Consider the following 17,367-nt stretch of genomic DNA (forward strand, 5'->3'; position numbering starts at 1 on the left):
ATGTCTGCCGACGACGCCCTCGGTCGTCGTCCCGTCAAGCTGCCCGCGAACCAGCCGGAGCGCTTCTACCGGGGCGGCGCCGCCATCGCCGCGCTGCGTGGGACCGAGCCGCGCGAGTTCGGCCCGGAGGACTGGGTCGCGTCGTGCACGACGCTGCACGGCAAGCGCGACGTCGGCCTGTCGGCGCTGCCGTCCGGGACGCTGCTGCGGGACGCGGTGGCGGCGCACCCGGAGGACTGGCTCGGCGCGACGCACCTCGCCCGGCACGGGACCGACCCGGCGCTGCTGGTGAAGCTGCTCGACGCTGGCCAGCGGCTGCCGGTGCACTGCCACCCGTCGGACCGGTTCGCCGCGGCGCACTACGGTTCCCGCTACGGCAAGACCGAGGCATGGGTCGTCGTCGGCGCGGCGCCAGGGGCGTCCGTGCACCTCGGGTTCGCGCGGGAGCAGTCGGCGGAGACGGTGGCCGACTGGGTGGCGCGGCAGGACACCCCGGCGATGCTGGGCGCGCTGAACGAGGTGCCGGTGCGGGCCGGGGACACGGTGTTCGTGCCGGCCGGGCTGCCGCACGCGATCGGTGCCGGCGTGTTCATCGTGGAGCTCCAGCAGCCGACCGACCTGTCGGTCACGTTGGAGTGGAAGGGTTTCCTCGACGACGCGGCCGGCGGGCACCTGGGGCTGGGCTTCGAGACCGCGCTGGGCTGCGTGGACCGCGACGGCTGGGCCGACCGCCTGGACACCCTGGTGCACGGCGACGAGGAGGGCGCCGCGCCGGTGCGGGACCTGTTCGGTGCGCCGGAGTTCTTCCGCGCGGAGCGGGTGCGGGCGGGTGCCGAGTTGGCACCGTCGTTCGGGGTGCTGGTGACGTTGTCGGGCACCGGGGTGCTGCGCACCGAGCACGCGGGCGACGTGCCGGTGTCGGCCGGTGAGACGTTCGTGCTGCCGCACGCCGCCGGCGCGACCACTGTGGACGGTGACCTGTCGGCGGTGCGCTGTTTGCCGCCGGCCTAGATCTCGGTGACGCCGCGCCAGAGGTGCGGGGCGAACCGGCCGACCGCGTGCTCGATGCCGGGGACGAACCGGACGTTGCCGCCGAGCGGGAACCGGTACCCGTGCTGGAGGCCGTCGTGCTGCCAGAGGTGGGCCAGTTCGGGGTGGCGGGTGGCGAATCCCGGGTCGGCCGGGTAGAGGTCGAGCCAGACGAGGGCGTTGTCGCCGAGGAGCTTGTCGGAGGCCTTGTGCGCGATGGCGTCGCTGACGCCGACGGTGAACCGGCGCACGGGACGCCTGGTGACGGCGACGGCGGCGAGTTCGTTCCACCGGACCGCCCAGGGCGCGCCCTTCGGGTCGTCCCACCGCAGCCCGGGCGGTTCGATGACGAGCCGGCGGGGCCGGAACAGCTTGTCCCGCGCGACGAGGGCGAAGACCCCGGGCAGCAGGAGCAGCACGCCGACGACGATCAGGACGATCCCGACGCCGACCCCGTCGTCCGAGGCGGCCAGCACCCCGGAGACGACCGCGAGCAACCCCAGGATCCCGGCCACTACGGACCCGATGACGGCCTTGCGCCCATCGGTGGTGCCGACGTCGAGGACCACGCCGGGCGCGATCCGCCGCGGTCCCCCTGGTGGCATCGTCACGCGGCCGATGGTAACCGTCAGCGCTGGTACCGGTGCTCACCGATGAGTTCGTCGGCGGCGGTGAACGGGTCCAGCTCCCCCGCGGCCACCCGCGTCGCCAGGCGGTCCAGGGTCTCGCCACCGCCGACGCCGCTCAGCCGGGCCCGCAGCTCCCGCACCGCGATCGCCTCGACCTCGCGGCGGGCGCGGGTGGCGCGGCGCCGGGCCAGGTCGCCGTGCGCGACCAGCCAGTCGTGGTGGGCGTCCAGGGCCGAGACCAGGTCGTCCGCGCCCTGGCTCGTCGTCGCCACGGTGCGGACGATCGGCTGCCGCCAGGACGGGCCGGTCTCGCGGCGGCCGAGCGAGATCATGTGCCGCAGGTCGCGCACCGTCTGGTCGGCGCCGTCGCGGTCGGCCTTGTTCACCACGAACACGTCGGCCACCTCGAGGATGCCGGCCTTCGCCGCCTGGATTCCGTCGCCCATGCCGGGGGCGAGCAGTACGACCGTCGTGTCCGCCAGCGACACGATGTCCACTTCGGACTGCCCGACGCCGACGGTCTCCACCAGCACCACGTCGAACCCGGCCGCGTCCAGCACCCGCAGCGCCTGCGGGGTCGCGGTGGCGAGCCCGCCGAGGTGCCCCCGGGTGGCCATCGAGCGGATGAAGACCGCCGGGTCGGTGGTGTGGTCGTGCAGGCGGATCCGGTCCCCCAGCAGCGCGCCGCCGGAGAACGGCGACGACGGGTCGATCGCCAGCACGCCCACCCGCAGGTCCCGAGCACGGAAGGCCGAGATCAGCATCGACGTGGACGTCGACTTGCCGACCCCGGGCGGTCCGGTCAGCCCGAGCACCCGCGCGCGCCCGACGTGCGGCGACAGCGCGGCCGCGACCGCGCGCAGGTGCGGGCTCTCGTCCTCGACCAGCGAGATCAGCCGGGCCACCGCCCGCGCCCGCCCAGCCCGCGCCTCCGCGACGAGCCCGTCCACGTCCACGCTCAGGTCCCGACCGCGATGTGGCGCACCGACCTAGACACGCAGGAGGAGGGCGTCGCCCTGGCCGCCGCCGCCGCAGAGGGCGGCCGCGCCGAGGCCGCCGCCCCGGCGGCGCAGCTCGTAGGCCAGGTGCACGGCCAGCCGGGCGCCGGACGCGCCGATCGGGTGGCCGAGCGCGATCGCGCCGCCGTTGACGTTCACGATGTCCTCGCTGATCCCGAGCTGCTTGGTCGACACCACGCCGACCGCCGCGAACGCCTCGTTGATCTCCACCAGGTCCAGGTCCGACGCGCTCAGGCCGGCCTTCGCCAGCGCCGCCTTGATCGCGTTGGACGGCTGCTCGTGCAGGCTCGCGTCCGGGCCGGCGACCACGCCGTGCGCGCCGATCTCGGCCAGCCAGGTGAGCCCCATCGACTCCGCCTTCGCCTTGCTCATCACCACGACCGCGGCCGCGCCGTCGGAGATCTGCGATGCCGAGCCGGCGGTGATCGTGCCGTCGGCCGCGAACGCGGCGCGCAGCTTCGCCAGCTCCTCGACCGTGGTGTCCGGGCGCACGCCCTCGTCGGTGTCGAACACGACCGGGTCGCCCTTGCGCCGCGGGATCGTCACCGGGGCGATCTCGTCGGTGAAGTACCCCTGCTCGATCGCCGCGGCCGCCCGCTGGTGGGACCGCGCGGCGAACGCGTCCTGCTCCTCGCGGGTGATCCCGTACCTCGCGTTGTGCTTCTCCGTCGACGCGCCCATCGCCACCTGGTCGAACGCGCAGAACAGCCCGTCGTGAGCCATGTGGTCGAGCATCGTGACGTCGCCGTACTTGAACCCGGACCGCGACTTCGGCAGCAGGTGCGGCGCCTGGGTCATCGACTCCTGCCCGCCGGCGACGACGATCTCGAACTCGCCCGCGCGGATCAGCTGGTCGGCCAGCGCGATCGCGTCCAGGCCGGACAGGCACACCTTGTTGATCGTCAGCGCCGGCACGGTCATCGGGATCCCGGCGGCGACGGCGGCCTGCCGGGCGGGGATCTGGCCGGCGCCGGCGGTCAGCACCTGACCCATGATCGTGTACTGCACCTGCTCCGGCGCGACCCCGGCGCGTTCCAGCGCGGCCTTGATGGCGACGCCACCGAGCTGCGCGCCGGTGAAGTCCTTGAGCGAACCCAGCAGTCGCCCGATCGGGGTACGGGCCCCGGCGACGATGACGGAACCGGACACGGGTGCCTCCCAGGAAAGCTAGCGGCCGTTAACTCGGACCATACTCGGCACCGGCCCGCCGAACCGGTCACGGTGTGAGTAGCCGCACAGCGACCAGGGGATCCCGCCGGTTACCGTGAAGTACATGGACGAGCTCAAGCCGTACGTCACCGCCCTCGACCACGTCGGCATCGCGGTGCCCGACCTGGACGAGGCGATCGCGTTCCACCGCGACGTCCTCGGCCTTGAGCTCCAGCACGAGGAGACCAACGAGGCGCAGGGCGTGCGCGAGGCGATGATGCGCGCACCGGGCGACCGGAACGGTCCCGCCGTGCAACTGCTCGCCCCGCTCGGCCCGGACACCACGATCGGGAAGTTCCTCGACCGCAAGGGGCCCGGCCTGCAACAGCTCGCCTACCGGGTCACCGACGTCGAGGCGGCGGCCGATGCCCTGCGGGCCAAGGGCTTGCGCCTGATGTACGACCGGGCCCAGCCGGGCACGGCGAACAGCCGGGCCAACTTCGTGCACCCCAAGGACGCCGGCGGTGTGCTCATCGAGCTGGTGGAGCCGGCGCCGGAGAGCTGACCAGCGCGGCGGCCACGAGGTCCACCTCGCGGTCGATGGAGTCCTCGTCCTCGTTCCCGTCCGCGTCGTGCCTGGCGACCGAGTGTCGGTAGCTGACCGCCATCGCCAGCAGCCCGGCGGCCGTGTCGACGGTCGCCACCGGCAGGTTCCCGGTGGACGCCGCCGTGATCACCGCCCGCACCTGGTCGACCAGGTGGGTGAACCGCTGCCGGAGCGCGTCCCGGACGGCCGTGTGCGTGTCGGCCTCCCGCCACAGCAGGTGCGAGAGCAGGTACGAGGCCCGCAGCCGGGCGTCCAGCTCGGCCACCAGCCGGCGCAGGCTCGCCGCGACGTCGCCCGGCACGACCACGCCGTCCGGCTCGACGTGCTCGTCGGGCAGCCGCTCGACCAGCGCGGTCAGCAGGTCGGGCTTGCGCTGGAAGTAGTAGTGCACGAGCCCCTTGGGCACTCCGGCGCGCGCGGCGATCCGCGAGGTCGGGGTGGCGTCGAAGCCGGACTCGGCGAACAGCTCCTCCGCGGCCGACAGGATCCGCTCGCGCGCGGACGGGTCATCGCCCCGCTTGGTCAGCCGCATGCCGGTCTCCTCACACAGAAGTCGCGGTCCACAACGTAGCCGAGTGGCCGCGTTGTGGACCGCGTGTTGTCAGCGGATCAGTGCTGGCCGGCCATGCCCCGGTGGGCCGCCTGGGCGAGCGGCAGCGCGGCCGCGCCGGCGATCGCCGTCAGCGCGCCGATGATCCAGGACGACCAGGCGATACCGCCGAGCTCGGTGTAGCCCATCACCCAGGGGGAGATGAACATGAGCACGCCGAGCACGATCTGGATCCCCTCGCCGTAGACCTGGCCCGGCGCGGCAAGCGACGCCAGCCCGTCCAGGGCGACCAGCGCACCCAGGACGATCATCGTCCACATCGCGGCGTCGCTGGTGTCCGTCCACAGGAAGGACAGCAGCGCCACGACACCCAGCACTACTTCCGCCCAGTCGTGCGGCCGGGTCCACGGCCGAGCGGTTGCGGATGGATTCGTCGTCATCGAGACCACCTCCGTGTCCATGGAGTCTCGATTCCATGATGCACCTTGACTGGCCAGGCGGTCAAACGCTGTGACGCACCACTCACGGCGCTGGTTCTGTACCGTTACTGGCCGGTAGCCTCGCCTGGCATGCGGAAGATCCTCGACGCCATCCTCGCCGGCGACCACGCCGCGCTCGGCTCCCTTCCGGTGCCTCCCTCCTACCGGGGGGTGACCGTGCACGCCGACGAGGTCGACCTGTTCGACGGCCAGGTGACCAGCGACAAGGACCCGCGCCGGTCGCTGCACGTCGACGAGATCCCCACGCCGGAGCTCGGTCCCGGCGAGGCCCTGGTCGCGGTGATGGCCAGCGCGGTCAACTACAACACGGTCTGGACGTCGATCTTCGAGCCGATGTCGACGTTCGGGTTCCTGGAGCGCTACGGCCGGACCTCGGAGCTGGCCAAGCGGCACGACCAGCCGTACCACGTGGTCGGCTCCGACCTCGCCGGTGTCGTACTGCGGACCGGGCCGGGGGTGAACGCGTGGCGGCCGGGCGACCAGGTCGTCGCGCACTGCCTCAACGTCGAGCTGGAGCACCCGGACGGGCACGACGACACGATGCTCGACCCGGAGCAGCGGATCTGGGGCTTCGAGACGAACTTCGGCGGGCTCGCGGAGCTCGCGCTGGTGAAGTCGAACCAGCTGATGCCCAAGCCCGCCCACCTGACCTGGGAGGAGGCGGCGTGCCCCGGGCTGGTGAACTCGACGGCCTACCGGCAGCTGGTGTCGGCCAACGGCGCGAACATGAAGCAGGGCGACACGGTGCTGATCTGGGGCGCGTCCGGCGGCCTCGGCTCGTACGCGACGCAGTTCGCGCTGAACGGCGGGGCGACGCCGGTGTGCGTGGTGTCCAGCGAGCAGAAGGCGGAGATCTGCCGGCGGATGGGCGCGGAGCTGATCATCGACCGCAGCGCGGAGGGCTACCGGTTCTGGAAGGACGAGGAGACCCCTGACCCCAAGGAGTGGAAGCGCTTCGGCGCCCGGATCCGCGAGCTGACCGGGGGCGACGACCCGGACATCGTGTTCGAGCATCCGGGCAAGGAGACGTTCGGCGCGAGCGTGTACGTGGCACGGCGCGGCGGCACGATCGTGACGTGCGCGTCCACCAGCGGGTTCATGCACTCCTACGACAACCGCTACCTGTGGATGCACCTCAAGCGGATCATCGGCTCGCACTTCGCCAACTACCGGGAGGCGTGGGAGGCGAACCGGCTGATCACCCGGGGGCGGATCCATCCGACACTGTCCAGTGTGTACCCGCTGGAGCAGACCGGGCAGGCGACGTTCGACGTGCACCGCAATGCGCACCAGGGAAAGGTCGGCGTGCTGTGCCTGGCGCCCGAGGAGGGTCTCGGGGTGACCGACCCCGAGCTGCGGGAGCGGCACCTGCCGGCCATCAACCGGTTCCGCGGAGTGTGACCCTCTCCGGGTGGCTTGTCGTCACCCGTAACGCGATCGCAAGGTAGCGTGGGCCCATGGCGTTAGGTGAGGAGCGCGATCTCGTACCGCTGGGAGCCGGCTTCGACATCACCAAGCGGGGCTACAGCCGCGTGCAGGTGGAGGAGCATCTCGAACAGCTGGACGGACAGCTGAAGCTGCTGGCCGCCGACCGCAACGCGGCCGCGGCGCAGGCGGCGGAGCTCACCGCGCAGCTCGAGGTGGCCCGGTCGACCATCGACGACCTGCGTGGCCAGGTGGAGCGCCTGTCGCTGCCCCCGACCACGATGGCTGGCCTGAGCGAGCGGTTGCAGCGGATGCTGCGCCTGGCGCAGGAGGAACGCGACGAGACGAAGGCCAAGGCCGACGCCGAGGCCGAGCACATCCGCGCGAAGGCCGAGGCCGACGCCGCCGAGCTGCGCGGCCAGTACGAGCGCCAGCTCAAGGAGCTCGACGAGCGCCGGAACGCGATGGAGGCCGAGCACAAGAGCATCCTGGAGAAGGCGCGGGCCGAGGCGGCGGACATCGTGTCGGCGGCCGAGGCCGAGGCGACCAGGCTGGACAAGGAGGGCGAGCAGCGCCGGACGGCGGTCGAGGAGGACTTCGAGATCGCCATGGCGTCCCGCCGCACGGAGTCCATGCGCGCCCTGGCGTCTCAGGAGGCGACGAGCAAGTCGGAGGCCGAACGCCGCGTCCGCGAGGCGACCGAGGAGGCCAACCGGCGCCGGCACGACGCGCGGACCGAGGCGACGGCCCGGCTGCAGGAGGCGACCGACGAGGCCGAACGCCGGGTCCGCGAGGCGACCGAGGAGGCGAACCGCCGGATCGCGCACGCCGCGCAGCGGGTGAACGCGCTGCGCCAGCTGCGGTCGAAGGTGGCCCACCAGCTCCAGTCGGCGCGAGACCTGGTGACCGACGCGCACGAGAGCCTTGAGCTGGCGTCACCGGCGTTCGAGCCGCTGCCCGAGGAGAAGTCGGACAAGCCGACCCCGGGACCGCGCCCGGTCCCCGGCCCGCCGAAGGAGGCCTGGGAGGCGGACGCGGACGCCATTCCGGACGACGTGGCAAGGGCCGAGACCAAGCGGATCGCCAGGAAGCCCTGACCCGACTACTCGCCGATGTCCTCGAACCACAGGTCCGGGTGCGCGGCGACGAACTCGCTCATCAGGGCCACGCAGCGCGGGTCGTCCACGACGGTGACCGCCACGCCGTGCTCGGCCAGCCAGTCGTGGCCGCCGTGGAAGGTCGTCGCCTCCCCGATGACCAGCCGGCCGATGCCGAACTGGCGCACGAGGCCACTGCAGTACCAGCACGGGGACAGCGTGGTGACCATCGTCGTGTCCCGGTAGTGCCGACGCCGTCCCGCGTCGCGGAACGCGGCGGTCTCGGCGTGGGTCGACGGGTCGCCGTCCTGCACGCGGCGGTTGCGTCCACGGCCGAGTACCGCGCCGTCCGGGCCGACCAGCGCGGCGCCGATCGGGATGCCGCCCTCGGCGAGACCTCGCCTGGCCTCGTCCACCGCGACATCGAGCCAGACGTCGATCCGCCCCTCGATCCGTTCGTCCATGTGCGCAAGCCAACCACGCGTTCTGCGCGACGGTTGCGCCGCGCGGTAGGTTTACCCGCGAGTAGATAAGCCCTCTCCGGGAGGACAGATGGCGGCTTACCAGACCGTGGTCGTCGGCACGGACGGCTCGGACTCCTCGTACCTCGCGGTCGACCGCGCCGCGCACATCGCCGCGGACGCCGGCGCCACCCTGGTCATCGCCTGCGCCTACCACCCGGCCAGGCAGGACGACGTGGCCCGCGCGCAGGACGAGCTCGGCGACGACGTCGCCTACCAGGTCGTCGGCTCGACGCCGGCCGAGGACTCGGTGCGCACGGCGGCCGAACGGGCCCGCGCGGCCGGCGCGACGAAGATCGACACCGTGGTCGTCGACGGCGAGCCGGTGGCCACGCTGGCCAAGGTGGTCCGCGAACGCGGCGCCGATCTCCTGGTGGTCGGCAACCGCGGCCTCAACACGCTCGCCGGGCGCATCCTCGGCTCGGTGCCGTCGGAGGCGGCGCGCAAGTCGAAGATCGACGTGCTCATCGTGCGCACGACGTGACCGGACCCCAGGACGACGACGAGCTGGAAGCGCTGCGACAACGCATCGAGCGGGTCCTGCTCGGCGGCGAGCGCCGCTACACCCGCACCGAGGTCGCCGAGCTCGCCGGCGTCCCGCTCGAACGCGCCACCGCGCTCTGGCGCGCCCTGGGCTTCGCCACCGTCGGCGACGACGCCGCGGTGTTCACCGACAGCGACGTCACCGCGCTGCGGTTCGCCAACGAGCTGGTGCGGGCGGGGATCGTCGACCCGTCGGCGGTGATCGCCAGCACCAGGATGATCGGCCAGCACATGTCGCGGCTGGCCGAGTCGCAGGTGCTGATGCTGCGGGACGTGGTGGTGGCGAACCCCGAGCTGGCGGACGAGCGCCAGCTGGCCCGGCTCGTCGAGAACCTCACCCACGGGCTGGCGCGGCTGCAGGACTACGTGTGGCGCCGGCACCTCGCCGCGTACTCGGTGCGCATGCTGGTCGCCCGGGACGAGGACATCGACGAGCGGCGGCTGGTGGTCGGGTTCGCCGACATGGTGGGCTTCACCAGCCTGACCCGGCGCTCGACCGAGGCCGAGCTGGTCGAGGTCGTGGACCGCTTCGACGCGCTCGCCGCCGAGGTGGTGGCCGACAACCACGGCCGGATCGTGAAGATGCTGGGCGACGAGGTGCTGTTCGTCGCCGACACCCCGACCGACGGCGCCGAGATCGCGCTGACCCTGCTGGAACGCGCGGCCGCCACGGACGACGTGCCCCCGCTGCGCGTCGGCCTGGCGTTCGGCCGGGTGCTGAGCCGGTTCGGCGACGTGTACGGCTCGGTGGTCAACATCGCCAGCCGGCTGACGTCGGTCGCCCGGCCGGGGACGGTGCTGGTCGACCGGGAGCTGACCGAGGCCCTCGCCGACGAGCCCGCGTACACCGTCCGCACCAGGCGTCCGACGTCGGTGCGCGGCTACGCGCGGCTGCGGTCGGCGAGCCTGCGCCGGGCGGGCGAGGAGTCCCCCGGCCTGGCGGAGTCGGCGCAACAGCTGGCCGCCGAGTTCCTCGGCCTGACCGACGGTGACGACGAGGCACCCCACATCCCCCTGCACCCGGACGACGACCGGCCACGCCTCGGTCGCCGGAGGCGGCGCTGACCTCAGCGCGCGGGAAGCTCGCGCAGTGCCATGGCGAGACCGGCGAGGTGCTCGATCGCTGCGGTCAGCTCGCGGTCCGACTCGGCCAGCGAGGTCGCGGCGACGACCCGGCCGGCGGCGGCGATCAGGCCGCGGTAGCCGCGCACGCCCTCGTCCAGCCGGGCGCGCAGCTGGCGAACGCTCTCGGCCAGCGCCTCCCGCTCGTCCTCCGGCGCGTGGTCGCGAGCGACCTCGACGGCCACCAGCCGGGTGGCGGCGGCCCGCAACGCCGCGGCGGTCTCGGCGGCGGTGGCCTTCGCCTGGGCGACCGACTCCGCGGGCACCGGCCCGGCGGACCCACTGAGCGGTTTCAGCACCTGGTCCAACGCGGGTTCCACCGTGGCCAGCTCGCGCATCGGTTCCCGTGCCGCCGACCCCTCCGGCGGGAGCTTGCGTGCCGACAGCCTCGACCCGCGCGTACCGCGACCCACGGCGAGGTCACGCTGGCCGCGCCGGGTCAGGACCACCCGCCGGGTCGACCGGAACGCCAGGGTTCCGGAGATCAACGTCAGCACGAAGCCGGTGACGTGGGCACTGTCCCCTCCGGGCAGGACGTCGATCTGGGGTCCCCCCATTTCAGCCCCCATGAGCACGCCGAACACCGCCATGACCAGCACCCACAGGACGACCCACCGCGCCGCCCACAGGTGACCGAGCCTGCCCGCCGCCGAGTCCATCAACCCGCCTCCATCCATCGGTTCAGCACTCCGGCCAGTTCCTCCGGGGCCTCCAGCGGCGCCAGGTGACCGACCCCGGCCAGCTCCACCGACTCCGAACCGGGCAGCGCCGACGCCATCGCCGTCGCCTCCCCGGCCGGGATCAGCGAGTCCTCTGCCCCGCGCACGACCAGGGCCGGCAACCCCGATCCGGCGAGCACGTCCAGCGACGACGGCCGGGCCGCCATCGCCCGCTGGGCCCACGCCACCGACGCCGGCGGCTGGGCCGAGATCAACGCACGCACCCGCTCCTCGACCTCGGGGCGGCGCGCGAGGGTCGTCTCGCCGAGCAGGGTCGTCATCATCGCGTCGGGCAGCCAGTCCGTGCCATCGGCCTCGGCGCGGTCGGCCATCGCGTACCGGTTCGCGCGGGCCTCGTCGGTGTCCTCGGACGCCTTGGTGTTGACCAGCACCAGCCCGCTGACCCGGGACGGCGCGGCGCGCAGTACGGCCATCGCCACGTACCCGCCCATCGAGCAGCCGCCGAACACCGCGCGGGACACGCCCCGCTGGTCCAGGGTCGCCAGCACGGCGGCGGCCGCCTCGTCGAGGGACGGCTCGGTCACCGGCGGCGCCGAGCCGAAGCCCGGCAGGTCGGGTGTGACCAGGCGGGACCCCAGCGCGGGCCGCAGACCGTCCCACATGCTCGAGTCGAGCGGGAACGCGTGCAACAGCACGACAGGATCACTCAAGTGCACGTCACCATCCATCACCCCAGAATGACATGATGCGGGGCATGGCCCTCACCGTTCGAGCCGACCTCGCCAATCTCCCGGACTACATCCCGGGACGCAAGATCCCCGGCGCGATCGTGCTGTCCAGCAACGAAGTCTCCACCCCGGCGCCGCCGTCGGTCCTGGCGGCCATCACCGAGGCCGCGGCCGAGATCAACCGGTACCCGCAGATGGCCAACGACGACCTGATGGCCAGGACCAGCCGGTACACCGGCGTGCCGGAGGAGCGGCTGGCGATCGGCTGCGGGTCGGTCAGCCTGTGCCAGCAGCTGATCCAGGCCATGTGCACCGAGGGCCAGGAGGTCGTGTTCGCCTGGCGGTCGTTCGAGGCGTACCCGATCGTCACGCAGGTGGTCGGCGCGCGGAGCGTCAAGGTGCCGCTGACCAGCGACTACCGGCACGACCTTGACGCCATGCTGGCCGCGATCACCGACCGTACCCGGGTCGTGTTCGTCGCCAACCCGAACAACCCCACCGGCACCGCGCTGCACACCGGTGAGCTGGAGCGCTTCCTCGACGCCGTGCCCGACCACGTGCTGGTCGTGCTGGACGAGGCGTACCGCGAGTTCGTCACCGACCCCGACCTGCCAGACGGCCTCGCGCTCGCCGAGGGCCGGGAGAACCTGGCCGTGGTCCGCACGTTCTCCAAGGCGTACGGACTGGCGGGCATCCGGGTCGGCTACGCGGCCGCGCCCCCGGCGGTCGCGGCGGCGGTCCGCAAGGTGGCGATCCCGTTCTCGGTGAGCCGCATCGCCCAGGCGGCGGCCGTGGCGGCGATGGACGCGGCCGAGGAGCTGCTGGCCCGCTGCGCGCCGGTCGCCCGCGAGCGCGAGCGGGTGCGCGACGAACTGCTGGCGATGGGCTACGAGGTACCGGCGTCGCAGGCGAACTTCGTGTGGCTGCCGCTCGGCGACCGGACCGCCGCGTTCAACGACCACCTGCTGGCGCACAAGGTGGTGATCCGCGCGTTCGCCGGCGAGGGTGCCCGGGTCACCGTCGCCCAGCCGGACGAGAACGACGCGTTCCTGGCCGCGGCCAGGACGTTCGAGCGCTGAACGATCCGTTCACGCGGCGGCCGGCTCGCCCGCCGCTCTGGCTCGTTCGGCGAACCGGCGCCGTGCGGCGGCGACCCGTCGCCAGTGCGCGGCCCGGGTCTCGTCGACCGGCCGGGACGCGGTGACCAGCACCTCGGCCGCGTGCGCGGCGGAGTCGAGCTCCGCCGCGGCGTCGAGGTACCGGCCGGCGTCGATCAGGGCGTAGGCGCGCCGCATCTCGGTCTGCGCGGTCGCGTAGATCGCGTAGGCGGCGAGGTTGTGCGCGAGCGGGCCGAGTGGGTGCGACATGGTGTCCTCCGTTTCACGTGCCTTGTCGGACGTACGAAACAGAGACGTTCGGAACGACACCCTCGCCCATGATTTTCGGCGCGTTTCCCCGTGACCACCCGAACAGAGCAGTAGTCACCGGCGGCGGGTGGTGGGGCGCCTGCGGTGGCGGGCGTTCCAGCAGGACTCGTGCCAGTGGCGGCGGTCGGCGACGCCGCCGGTCTCGTCGGCGGGCCAGACGACCACGTGCGCGGTGCCGGGCCGGATCTCGTGGTCACAGCCGGGACAGCGGTACTGCTTGGTCGTCTGGGTGCCGGTCACCCTGCGCACCAGCCAGTCGCCGTCCTGGGCGGTCTCCAGCTGTTGCCAACCCCCCGTCGGCGCGGGTGGTGCGGGGGTGGCCCGGGCGCGGCGATCCCGGTTACGGCGGGGCACGGACGGTCACCGTAGTGGCAGGGCACAATGGTCGCGTGCCGACATACGAGTTCCGCTGCCACGAGTGCGCCAGGACGTTCGACGTCCAGCGGCCGATGAGCGCCTCCGCCGACCCCGCGCCCTGCCCGGACGGCCACACCGACACCACGAAGCTCCTCTCCACCGTCGCGCTCACCGGCGGCGGCGCCGCGGCCCCGGCCGGTGGCGGCTGCTGCGGCGGGGCCTGCGGCTGCGGCTGAGACCCGGCTACCCGTAGTCGCGGAAGCCCTTGCCGGTCTTGCGGCCGAGGCGGCCCGCCGTGACCAGGTGCTCCAGCAGCGGGGCCGGTGCGAACCCGGCGTCGCGGAACTCGTAGTACAGCGTGCGCTCGATCGCCAGGGACACGTCCAGGCCCACCACGTCCAGCAGCTCGAACGGGCCCATCGGCAGCCCGCAGCCGACCTTCATCGCGGTGTCGATGTCGTCGGCGTCCGCGTAGTGCGCCTCCAGCATCTTCACCGCGTCGTTCAGGTACGGGAACAGCAGCGCGTTCACGATGAAGCCCGCCCGGTCGGCGCAGTGCACCGGCTGCTTGCCAACCCGCCGGCACACCTCCCCCGCGGTCGCCAGCACGTCCTCCCCGGTCGCGATCGTCGACACGACCTCCACGAGCTTCATCGCCGGCGCCGGGTTGAAGAAGTGCAGGCCGACCACGTCCGCCGGCCGCGAGGTCGCCGCCGCGCACTCGATCACCGGCAGTGACGACGTGGTGGTCGCCAGGACCGCCCCCGGCCGCACCACCTCGTCCAGCGCGCCGAACACCGCCCGCTTGACCGCGAGGTCCTCGGCCACCGCCTCGACCACGAGATCCCGGTCGGCCAGTTCGTCGAACTCCACCACCCCGCGCAGCCGCGACAGCACCTCGCCGCGTTCCTCTTCGGACAGTCGGCCCCGCTTCACCTGACGGTCCAACGACTTCCGCACCGCGTCCACAGCGGACGACGCCTTCTCGGCCGACCGCGCCCGCAGCACGACGTCGAAACCCCGGCGCGCGAAGACCTCCGCGATCCCGGTCGCCATCGTCCCGGTGCCGACCACGCCGACCCGCCGCACGTCCCGGGTGGACCCGGTGGCCGCCGCCGAGGCCGGGGTCAGCGAGTCCGGTACGACGACCGGAGAGTCGACCTCGGCGTAGGTGTAGAAGCCGCGCCCCGACTTCCGGCCGAGCAGCCCGGCCGTGATCATCTGCCGCAGGATCGGCGCCGGCGCGTGCAAACGATTGCGCGACTGCCGGTACATCGTCTCGAGGATCTCGTACGCGGTGTCCAGCCCGATCAGGTCGAGCAGCGCGAGCGGCCCCATCGGGTACCCGCAGCCGTAGCGCATCGCGGCGTCCAGGTCCTCCCGGGTGGCGTACCGCGACTCGTACATCGACACCGCGTGGTTGAGGTACCCGAACAGCAGCGCGTTCGCGATGAACCCCGCCCGGTCGCCGATCACCACCGGCTCCTTGCCGAGCTTGCGCGCGAACGCCTCGACGTCGGCGATCACGTCCGGTTCGGTGACCACCGTGCGCACGATCTCCACGAACCGCAGCACCGGCGCCGGGTTGAAGAAGTGCAGCCCGACGACCTTGCCCGGCCGCCCGGTGTGCACGCCGATCTCGGTGACCGACAGCGAGGACGTGTTCGACGCGAGTACGACGTCCGGCCGGCACACCTCCTCCAGCTCGGTGAACACCCGCGCCTTCAGCTCAAGGCTCTCCGGGATCGCCTCGATCACCAGGTCGGCGTCGGCGAGGTCGGCGAGCCGGGTGGTGTACTCGATCCGGCCGAGCAACGCGTCCCGCGCGGCCGCGTCGAGCTTGCCGCCGGCCAGCGCGCGCTCGGTGGAGTGCTCGACGTGCCCCCTGGCCCGGTCGACACCCTCGTCGTCCAGTTCGACGCCGATCACCCGGATGCCGGTGCGCGCCACGACCTCGGCGATGCCGGCACCCATCGTGCCGAGCCCGACCACTCCGACACATCCGAACTCGCGCGCCATCGCAACCTCCGGAGACCGGCAGAACGGACAGGCCGGATGCTACCTGCCAGTAACATGATCGACCGGTCGGGCGTGGCCCAGGTCACGAGCGTCAGGGCTTGGGCAGCGCGGGAAGCAACTTCTTCGCGACGGCGACGGTGGTGGCGCAGGGATCCTCGCCCTGGGCGGGCTCCCGGTCGTCGTACTCGAGCGAGACGATCTCGACGTCGTCGCCGTCGGACGGGCGGTGCTGCCAGTCCAGCGAGCAGGACGCGGTGGCACCGACCGTCTTCTCCTGGTAGCCGGTGATCCCGCCACCGAGGTCGACCGGGGTGCCGCTGGCCGCCGGGTCGGGCCCGATCCGAAGCCACACCCCGAGGCTGGCGCCGGTCCCCGACCAGGAACACCAGTGCAGGTTGTAGTACGTCGGCTCGATCGCGCCGCCGAGCGCGTCACCCAGCGATTCACCCTCGAGCAGCGTGCAGGGGTCGACCTCGATGAGCGTGCCCTTGGCGAGGTCGTAGCGGGGCGGGTCGGTGCGGACCCGGTCGACCACCCCGGTCAGCAGGGTGCGGCCGGCGGCACAGAGGTCCCCGGTCTCGCCGCTGGCCTGGACGGTGATGCCGAAGTTCGGGGAGGTCGAGGTGACGACGCTGACGAAGCACGCGTCGTCGATGTCGTCGTCCTCCACCGCGGGCAGCCCGCCGATGTTCTGGTCGGCGTCGACGGCGTTGCTCACCTTGTCGCCGACGGTGAGCGTCAGGTTGAGCTCGTTGCCCTCGTCGTCCTCCATGTAGTTCGCGCACTCGTCGAAGTCGTTGCGGACGTTGTCGTCCGCGCTGCCGAGCTCGCCGAGCAGGTCGGGATCGAGCAGGGCGCACGGGTCGACGGCGCGGAGCTTCTCGGGGGCGAACGCCGGATCGTTGGTGCGGGGCGTGCCGGTGGCCCTCGTCTCGGCGGCGGGCAGCTCCCCGGCGGGCACGGTGGTACGCGGATAGGTGACCTTGGTCGTGTCGACCTCGGCCCCACATCCGACGGCCAGCACGGCGACGGCCACGAGCAACAGGAGTCCCCTCACACCGTGCACCGTATCCGGTCCGGGTTTCGCGTCGTGCTCGGCAACTACACCCCGGACGGCGCTATCCGAGGTGTCTCACCGGGCGTAACGTCGTTGGGACGGTGTGTTCCCGACCGTAGGAGGTAACGATGGGTGGCTGCGGATGCGGATGCGCGAGTTGCTCCGGTAAGGGCTGCGGCTGCTGCGGCGGCTGCTGACGACCACACGGGCCGGGTCGCCCCGCGCGTGGGCGGCCCCGGCCAGCCGGTTCAGAACAGGCGGAACTCGTCGGAGTCCATGCCGCGCAGTGCCTCGTAGTCGAGGGTGACGCAGCGGATGCCTCGGTCCTCGGCGAGCGTGCGGGCCTGCGGCTTGATCTGCTGCGCGGCGAACACCCCCTGCACGGGAGCCAGCAGCGGGTCTCGGTTGAGCAGGTCCAGGTACCTGGTCAGCTGCTCGACGCCGTCGAGTTCGCCCCGGCGCTTGATCTCGACCGCCACCGTCGCGCCGTCGGCGTCGCGGCACAGGATGTCCACCGGGCCGATCGCGGTCATGTACTCGCGCCGGATCAGCGCGTAGCCCTCGCCGAGCGTGGTGATGTGCTCGGCCAGCAGGGCCTGCAGGTGGGCCTCCACACCGTCCTTGACCAGCCCCGGCTCGGCACCCAGCTCGTGCTTCGAGTCGTGGAGGATCTCCTCCAGACCGATGATCAGCTTCTCCCCCGCCTTGTTCTGGACGGTCCAGGTGCCCGGCTCCTCGGTCAGCCAGCACGGCGGGCTCATCCAGTTCAGCGGCTTGTACGCGCGGTCGTCGGAGTGCACCGACACCGACCCGTCCGCCTTCACCAGCAGCAGCCTCGTGGCCATGGGCAGGTGGGCGGTCAGACGGCCGGCGTAGTCGACCTGGCAGCGAGCGATCACGAGACGCAC

The 17,367-nt window shown here is 72.5% G+C and carries 21 protein-coding genes; 8 read left to right on the forward strand and 13 right to left on the reverse strand.

The window, feature by feature from the left end:
* Positions 1-1,011, forward strand: coding sequence for a class I mannose-6-phosphate isomerase (locus JT362_RS18155; protein ID WP_260192645.1), 1,011 nt, complete (start codon positions 1-3; stop codon positions 1,009-1,011).
* Here JT362_RS18155 and JT362_RS18160 read toward each other — a convergent pair.
* From JT362_RS18160 to JT362_RS18170, 3 genes are read right to left on the reverse strand one after another with little or no spacing between them, the layout of a single operon-like run.
* Positions 1,008-1,634, reverse strand: a complete 627-nt coding sequence (locus JT362_RS18160; RefSeq protein ID WP_375546521.1) for a hypothetical protein — start codon at positions 1,632-1,634, stop codon at positions 1,008-1,010. The two genes, JT362_RS18155 and JT362_RS18160, sit on opposite strands and share 4 nt — an antisense overlap.
* A gap of 23 nt (positions 1,635-1,657) precedes the next feature.
* A complete protein-coding gene (gene meaB, locus JT362_RS18165; protein WP_375546518.1) occupies positions 1,658-2,614 on the reverse strand; it encodes a methylmalonyl Co-A mutase-associated GTPase MeaB in 957 nt (318 codons plus the stop codon).
* A gap of 33 nt (positions 2,615-2,647) precedes the next feature.
* Positions 2,648-3,826: an acetyl-CoA C-acetyltransferase gene (locus JT362_RS18170; RefSeq protein ID WP_260192452.1), complete on the reverse strand. Its 1,179-nt coding sequence runs from the start codon at positions 3,824-3,826 to the stop codon at positions 2,648-2,650.
* A 124-nt stretch (positions 3,827-3,950) separates the two neighbouring features.
* Here JT362_RS18170 and mce point away from each other — a divergent pair, with 124 nt between their 5' ends.
* Positions 3,951-4,391 carry a methylmalonyl-CoA epimerase gene (mce, locus tag JT362_RS18175; protein ID WP_260192453.1) on the forward strand — a complete coding sequence of 147 codons (441 nt, stop codon included), beginning with the start codon at positions 3,951-3,953 and terminating at the stop codon, positions 4,389-4,391.
* Here the strand turns inward: mce and JT362_RS18180 are convergent.
* Together JT362_RS18180 and JT362_RS18185 are read right to left on the reverse strand one after the other, a co-directional pair.
* A complete protein-coding gene (locus JT362_RS18180) occupies positions 4,357-4,965 on the reverse strand; it encodes a TetR/AcrR family transcriptional regulator (RefSeq protein ID WP_260192454.1) in 609 nt (202 codons plus the stop codon). The genes mce and JT362_RS18180 overlap by 35 nt on opposite strands.
* Before the next feature lie 77 nt (positions 4,966-5,042).
* Positions 5,043-5,423: an SPW repeat protein gene (locus tag JT362_RS18185; protein WP_260192455.1), complete on the reverse strand. Its 381-nt coding sequence runs from the start codon at positions 5,421-5,423 to the stop codon at positions 5,043-5,045.
* Between the two features lie 129 nt (positions 5,424-5,552).
* Here JT362_RS18185 and ccrA point away from each other — a divergent pair, with 129 nt between their 5' ends.
* Both ccrA and JT362_RS18195 read left to right on the forward strand, forming a co-directional pair.
* A complete protein-coding gene (gene ccrA / locus JT362_RS18190) occupies positions 5,553-6,884 on the forward strand; it encodes a crotonyl-CoA carboxylase/reductase (RefSeq protein ID WP_260192457.1) in 1,332 nt (443 codons plus the stop codon).
* Positions 6,885-6,940: 56 nt separating this feature from the next.
* Positions 6,941-8,005 carry a coiled-coil domain-containing protein gene (locus JT362_RS18195; protein WP_260192458.1) on the forward strand — a complete coding sequence of 355 codons (1,065 nt, stop codon included), beginning with the start codon at positions 6,941-6,943 and terminating at the stop codon, positions 8,003-8,005.
* Between the two features lie 5 nt (positions 8,006-8,010).
* Here JT362_RS18195 and JT362_RS18200 read toward each other — a convergent pair whose 3' ends face one another.
* On the reverse strand, positions 8,011-8,469 hold the full coding sequence (locus JT362_RS18200; protein WP_260192459.1) for a nucleoside deaminase: 459 nt from the start codon (positions 8,467-8,469) through the stop codon (positions 8,011-8,013).
* Positions 8,470-8,557: 88 nt separating this feature from the next.
* Between JT362_RS18200 and JT362_RS18205 the strand changes: the two genes are divergently transcribed.
* Together JT362_RS18205 and JT362_RS18210 are read left to right on the forward strand one after the other, a co-directional pair.
* Positions 8,558-9,010, forward strand: a complete 453-nt coding sequence (locus tag JT362_RS18205) for a universal stress protein (protein WP_260192461.1) — start codon at positions 8,558-8,560, stop codon at positions 9,008-9,010.
* On the forward strand, positions 9,007-10,134 hold the full coding sequence (locus JT362_RS18210; protein ID WP_260192463.1) for an adenylate/guanylate cyclase domain-containing protein: 1,128 nt from the start codon (positions 9,007-9,009) through the stop codon (positions 10,132-10,134). The genes JT362_RS18205 and JT362_RS18210 overlap by 4 nt, the downstream gene beginning before the upstream one ends.
* Positions 10,135-10,136: 2 nt before the next feature.
* Here JT362_RS18210 and pspM read toward each other — a convergent pair whose 3' ends face one another.
* Together pspM and JT362_RS18220 are read right to left on the reverse strand one after the other, a co-directional pair.
* A complete protein-coding gene (gene pspM, locus JT362_RS18215; protein ID WP_260192464.1) occupies positions 10,137-10,850 on the reverse strand; it encodes a phage shock envelope stress response protein PspM in 714 nt (237 codons plus the stop codon).
* Positions 10,850-11,581 (reverse strand): alpha/beta fold hydrolase, encoded by a 732-nt coding sequence (locus tag JT362_RS18220; protein ID WP_260192466.1) that lies wholly within the window; start codon positions 11,579-11,581, stop codon positions 10,850-10,852. The genes pspM and JT362_RS18220 overlap by 1 nt, the downstream gene beginning before the upstream one ends.
* A 44-nt stretch (positions 11,582-11,625) precedes the next feature.
* Here JT362_RS18220 and hisC point away from each other — a divergent pair, with 44 nt between their 5' ends.
* Positions 11,626-12,678 (forward strand): histidinol-phosphate transaminase, encoded by a 1,053-nt coding sequence (hisC, locus tag JT362_RS18225; protein WP_260192467.1) that lies wholly within the window; start codon positions 11,626-11,628, stop codon positions 12,676-12,678.
* Positions 12,679-12,687: 9 nt separating this feature from the next.
* Here hisC and JT362_RS18230 read toward each other — a convergent pair whose 3' ends face one another.
* Together JT362_RS18230 and JT362_RS18235 are read right to left on the reverse strand one after the other, a co-directional pair.
* The gene (locus tag JT362_RS18230) at positions 12,688-12,966 is read right to left on the reverse strand and encodes a hypothetical protein (RefSeq protein ID WP_260192469.1); all 279 of its coding nucleotides are present in this window, start codon (positions 12,964-12,966) and stop codon (positions 12,688-12,690) included.
* Positions 12,967-13,080: 114 nt separating this feature from the next.
* A complete protein-coding gene (locus JT362_RS18235; RefSeq protein ID WP_260192470.1) occupies positions 13,081-13,380 on the reverse strand; it encodes an Rv1322 family protein in 300 nt (99 codons plus the stop codon).
* 35 nt (positions 13,381-13,415) lie between these two features.
* Between JT362_RS18235 and JT362_RS18240 the strand changes: the two genes are divergently transcribed.
* Positions 13,416-13,619, forward strand: coding sequence for an FmdB family zinc ribbon protein (locus JT362_RS18240; RefSeq protein WP_260192472.1), 204 nt, complete (start codon positions 13,416-13,418; stop codon positions 13,617-13,619).
* 7 nt (positions 13,620-13,626) lie between these two features.
* Here the strand turns inward: JT362_RS18240 and JT362_RS18245 are convergent, their stop codons facing one another.
* The 3 genes from JT362_RS18245 to nucS form a co-directional block, all read right to left on the reverse strand.
* Positions 13,627-15,402 carry a 3-hydroxyacyl-CoA dehydrogenase family protein gene (locus JT362_RS18245; RefSeq protein ID WP_260192474.1) on the reverse strand — a complete coding sequence of 592 codons (1,776 nt, stop codon included), beginning with the start codon at positions 15,400-15,402 and terminating at the stop codon, positions 13,627-13,629.
* A 91-nt stretch (positions 15,403-15,493) separates the two neighbouring features.
* Positions 15,494-16,459, reverse strand: a complete 966-nt coding sequence (locus JT362_RS18250) for a DUF3558 family protein (RefSeq protein ID WP_260192476.1) — start codon at positions 16,457-16,459, stop codon at positions 15,494-15,496.
* Between the two features lie 248 nt (positions 16,460-16,707).
* Positions 16,708-17,367, reverse strand: a complete 660-nt coding sequence (gene nucS / locus JT362_RS18255; RefSeq protein ID WP_260192477.1) for an endonuclease NucS — start codon at positions 17,365-17,367, stop codon at positions 16,708-16,710.

It is taken from the genome of Actinophytocola gossypii (assembly GCF_025165815.1).
In the GTDB taxonomy this organism is placed as follows: Bacteria; Actinomycetota; Actinomycetes; order Mycobacteriales; family Pseudonocardiaceae; genus Actinophytocola; species Actinophytocola gossypii.

Bases quoted from the DNA above. Each gene is read 5' to 3' on its own strand.
- JT362_RS18155 (WP_260192645.1), top strand. From the start codon at position 1: ATGTCTGCCGACGACGCCCTCGGTCGTCGTCCCGTCAAGCTGCCCGCG.
- JT362_RS18160 (WP_375546521.1), bottom strand. From the start codon at position 1,634: ATGCCACCAGGGGGACCGCGGCGGATCGCGCCCGGCGTGGTCCTCGAC.
- mce (WP_260192453.1), top strand. From the start codon at position 3,951: ATGGACGAGCTCAAGCCGTACGTCACCGCCCTCGACCACGTCGGCATC.
- JT362_RS18180 (WP_260192454.1), bottom strand. From the start codon at position 4,965: ATGCGGCTGACCAAGCGGGGCGATGACCCGTCCGCGCGCGAGCGGATC.
- JT362_RS18185 (WP_260192455.1), bottom strand. From the start codon at position 5,423: ATGACGACGAATCCATCCGCAACCGCTCGGCCGTGGACCCGGCCGCAC.
- ccrA (WP_260192457.1), top strand. From the start codon at position 5,553: ATGCGGAAGATCCTCGACGCCATCCTCGCCGGCGACCACGCCGCGCTC.
- JT362_RS18195 (WP_260192458.1), top strand. From the start codon at position 6,941: ATGGCGTTAGGTGAGGAGCGCGATCTCGTACCGCTGGGAGCCGGCTTC.
- JT362_RS18200 (WP_260192459.1), bottom strand. From the start codon at position 8,469: ATGGACGAACGGATCGAGGGGCGGATCGACGTCTGGCTCGATGTCGCG.
- JT362_RS18205 (WP_260192461.1), top strand. From the start codon at position 8,558: ATGGCGGCTTACCAGACCGTGGTCGTCGGCACGGACGGCTCGGACTCC.
- pspM (WP_260192464.1), bottom strand. From the start codon at position 10,850: ATGGACTCGGCGGCGGGCAGGCTCGGTCACCTGTGGGCGGCGCGGTGG.
- hisC (WP_260192467.1), top strand. From the start codon at position 11,626: ATGGCCCTCACCGTTCGAGCCGACCTCGCCAATCTCCCGGACTACATC.
- JT362_RS18230 (WP_260192469.1), bottom strand. From the start codon at position 12,966: ATGTCGCACCCACTCGGCCCGCTCGCGCACAACCTCGCCGCCTACGCG.
- JT362_RS18245 (WP_260192474.1), bottom strand. From the start codon at position 15,402: ATGGCGCGCGAGTTCGGATGTGTCGGAGTGGTCGGGCTCGGCACGATG.